3 protein-coding genes and 1 pseudogene are annotated in these 2,980 nt (G+C 70.9%); 3 read left to right on the forward strand and 1 reads right to left on the reverse strand.

Annotation, left to right across the window (positions count from 1 at the left end; genetic code table 11):
- Positions 1-704 precede the first annotated feature (704 nt).
- Positions 705-782: pseudogene (locus FDZ70_08690) on the reverse strand (acetyl-CoA carboxylase biotin carboxyl carrier protein subunit).
- A gap of 170 nt (positions 783-952) precedes the next feature.
- On the opposite strand from FDZ70_08690, the gene FDZ70_08695 reads away from it, so the two are divergent.
- From FDZ70_08695 to FDZ70_08705, 3 genes are read left to right on the forward strand one after another with little or no spacing between them, the layout of a single operon-like run.
- Positions 953-1,453 carry a hypothetical protein gene (locus tag FDZ70_08695; GenBank protein ID TLM72093.1) on the forward strand — a complete coding sequence of 167 codons (501 nt, stop codon included), beginning with the start codon at positions 953-955 and terminating at the stop codon, positions 1,451-1,453.
- A gap of 41 nt (positions 1,454-1,494) precedes the next feature.
- Positions 1,495-2,160 (forward strand): hypothetical protein, encoded by a 666-nt coding sequence (locus FDZ70_08700; protein ID TLM72094.1) that lies wholly within the window; start codon positions 1,495-1,497, stop codon positions 2,158-2,160.
- A gap of 51 nt (positions 2,161-2,211) precedes the next feature.
- Positions 2,212-2,784: a hypothetical protein gene (locus tag FDZ70_08705; GenBank protein TLM72095.1), complete on the forward strand. Its 573-nt coding sequence runs from the start codon at positions 2,212-2,214 to the stop codon at positions 2,782-2,784.
- The last annotated feature ends 196 nt before the right edge of the window (positions 2,785-2,980 follow it).

The raw sequence follows: 2,980 nt of genomic DNA on the forward strand, positions 1-2,980 counted from the left end.
GGCGATGTCGCCCCGTCCGGGCTAGCATACGCAGCACGGCGCGGCGGCTCAGTAGCGTCCGTGCGTGCAGGGCGCTCCGACGGGTCACGTTGCCGATCACCGTGTTGATGGCGTCGTATGCGCCCGCCCCTCGGCCGCCCCCGTGCGCCGTCGCACTAGCGCTCTTCCTCGACCGTGATCGACCAGTCGCAGTTCACGGCCTGCACCTCCACGAAGTACCGCCCCGGCTTCTCATTGAGGACGATGGTGTCGGAACCGCTCCCGGTGGCCATCACCTCGGGCAGTCCGCCGGACTCCTCGACCGTCTCGCCTTCCGGGATGACGTAGGCGATGAACGCCATCTGATCGCCCTTGACGTCGTACTCGAGGCGCGCGGTGCCGCCCTTCAGGTCGAACGGCTCTGTGCGCTTCTGGCCCATCACGGTCTTCACGCCGCTGAGCTTCGCGAGTTCGACCGGCGCCTTCGCCTCGCCGGACCCGGGCAGCGGCTCGTCGAGGTCGACGTCCACGGCGTCCGTCTGGATGTCGCTGGCGACGTCGCCCTCGGACGTCGCGCCGTCGTCCGCCGAGCCGGTCCCGAACGGCGCCTCGATCTCGGCCTTGGCGCGGTTCCACAGCACGTATCCGCCGATGCCGCACGCGCTGCAGCCGCACAGCAGCACGAGCGCGACGACGAGGATGATGACGCCGGCCTTGCTCTTCTTCGGCTGCGGCGCCGGTGCGGCGGGGGCCGTCGCGGGGGGTGCCGCCGGCGGTGCCGGAGGCGCGGGAGCGGCAGGCGGTGTCGGCGTCGGAGTGCCGGTCGTGTCGTCCATGGTGTCCCCCCGTCGTTCGGCGTGATGCCGTCCCTTGCAGTCTACCCGCGCCGCATCGCGCCGTGAACGGGTATCAACCGCTTGACACCAGTCCGGCCGCGCGCGACGCCGCCCGGCCCGCACGAGGGGGGACGCTCATGTCCAGTCGCACGCTTCTGTGGTCCGCACTCGCAGTGCTCGCAGTCTCGGCGCTCTTGGCGGCCGGGTGCTGTCCGCTGCTGCCGACCGGCGGCACGACACAGGAGAAGCCGCCCGCGCCCGCTCCGCAGCCCGCGGAGACGAAGCCCGCGGAGACCACGGCGCCGTCCGGGAGCGGCGCGTTCAAGGTCGGCGACAGCGTCGCCGCGATCTGGAGCGACGGGAACCTGTACCTCGCGACCGTGACGAACGCGTCCGGAGACCAGGTGACGGTGAAGTACGCCGACGACAGTAGCGAGAAGACCGTCTCGGCCGCCGACGTCATCCCGATCGAGGTCAGGGAGTGGGCGGTCGGGGACAAGGTGCGTGCGGTCTGGTCGAGCGGCCGGTTCTACGAGGGCACCATCTCCGCCGCGGCCGATCCGAGCTACACGGTCAAGTGGGACGACGGTTCCGCGCCGTCCGAGGTCACAAGTGACAGGATCATCGCAGCCGAGTAGCATCCGCAAGCAAGGTCGTCGTCTCGGCGGAGGGCGTGCGGGTGAAGAAGGCGTTCTTGTGGCTGTGCGCCGTGCTCATGGGCGCGACGGCGGCGTTCAACCTGCTCGGGGGGCTGGGGACCACCTGCGTCGCGCTGTTCGCGGAGCGCTTCGGCGAGCGGATGGCCGCCCTGGTGCCGTACAAGCCGCTGTACTGGCTGTTCGTCGCCGCGGGTGTGGCGACCGCCGCCTGGGAGGCGTACGCGGTCTCGGGGATCATGCGGCGCACCCCGGCCGCGCTGCGCCAGTGCGCGCTGTCCCTGGCGGCCGGGGCGCTGGCCGCCGGTGCTCAGGCGTTCGCGTCGACGGCGCTGCGCGGCTCCGGCGCGCCGTCGGACATGCGGCTGTACCTGACGCTTGCGACACTCGTGTTGGTGGCACTCGCGGGGGCGGCGGGCGTGTTCGGCCGCTCCGGGGACGACGAAACGTCGCCGGACGAGCCGGGTGACGGCCGAGCGGCCACGGGCGCGGCGCTCATCGCCGGCGGAGCTCTCGCCCTGGCGGCGCCTGCACTCGTGCGGTCCACGCACGTGCTCGCAGGCGTGGACTACTCCGTCGCGTTCGGCATCGTCCTGCCGGCGGCCGGCGCGGCGGCCGTCCTTGCGGGAGCCGGTTTCACCGCGTTGTCACATCTCGGGTATTCACCCCGGCGCATGAACGGCCGATAACCTCCTGCAAGCAGGCGCCCCGGCAGGCGCCGCTCCAGGGGGAGGACGTTCATGGTCACCGAGAAGGGCACGGCGGCGAAGGACAGTCATGCGTGGTTCCGCCGCACCTACGGCGAGCAGGTATGGGCGCAGGTGCTCGAGCGGCTCGAGCCAGACGAGCGTGCGCTGACGGAGAACGTCGCGAACGAGCCGCACTACCCCGTGCGCGTCGACGGCAGGGTCTTCTCCGCCGTCGTCGACATCGCGCTGGGCGGCGACCGCGCCCGGGCGGAGCGGGATCTGCGCCGCGGCGGTTCCGAGTTGGCCGACGTCATGCTCGACGGCGTGTTCTCGATCTTCGCGAGGTTCGTCTCACCGCAGCAGGCGTTCAGCCGTGCGGGGAGCATCGTGACGTCCGTCTACTCGGGCGTCACGCACGAGACCACGGCCCGCGAGGACGGCAAGGGCGGCCTGCTCGTCATCCGGGGCCTCGGCGAGCTCACCTACCTCTCGCCGTGGATGTGCGGGTGGATGGAGCGGGCCATCCAGCGGTTCGGAGCGAAGACGGCGAGTGTGCGCGAGCGCACCTGGGACCGCGGCGAGGACTCATCCGACGCTCTGGAGTTCGACCTTGCCTGGGAGTAGCGCCGCAAAGCGGCCGATTCGTGACGGGGGTCACTCAGGCCGATGAATGTGACGCCGATAACACTTACCGCACGGTTCTGACAAAGGAGATGCTTGTCCGAGCACACCGACAGCTGGCGAGTGGATGAGTCCGCGCTCGATAGCGTGACGCCGCTGCGCGCACGCGACCTGCTCGTGGATTGCTTCTTCTCCGCGC

The organism is Actinomycetota bacterium, assembly GCA_005774595.1.
In the GTDB taxonomy this organism is placed as follows: domain Bacteria; phylum Actinomycetota; class Coriobacteriia; order Anaerosomatales; family D1FN1-002; genus D1FN1-002.

Bases quoted from the DNA above. Each gene is read 5' to 3' on its own strand.
- FDZ70_08705 (TLM72095.1), top strand. From the start codon at position 2,212: ATGGTCACCGAGAAGGGCACGGCGGCGAAGGACAGTCATGCGTGGTTC.
- FDZ70_08695 (TLM72093.1), top strand. From the start codon at position 953: ATGTCCAGTCGCACGCTTCTGTGGTCCGCACTCGCAGTGCTCGCAGTC.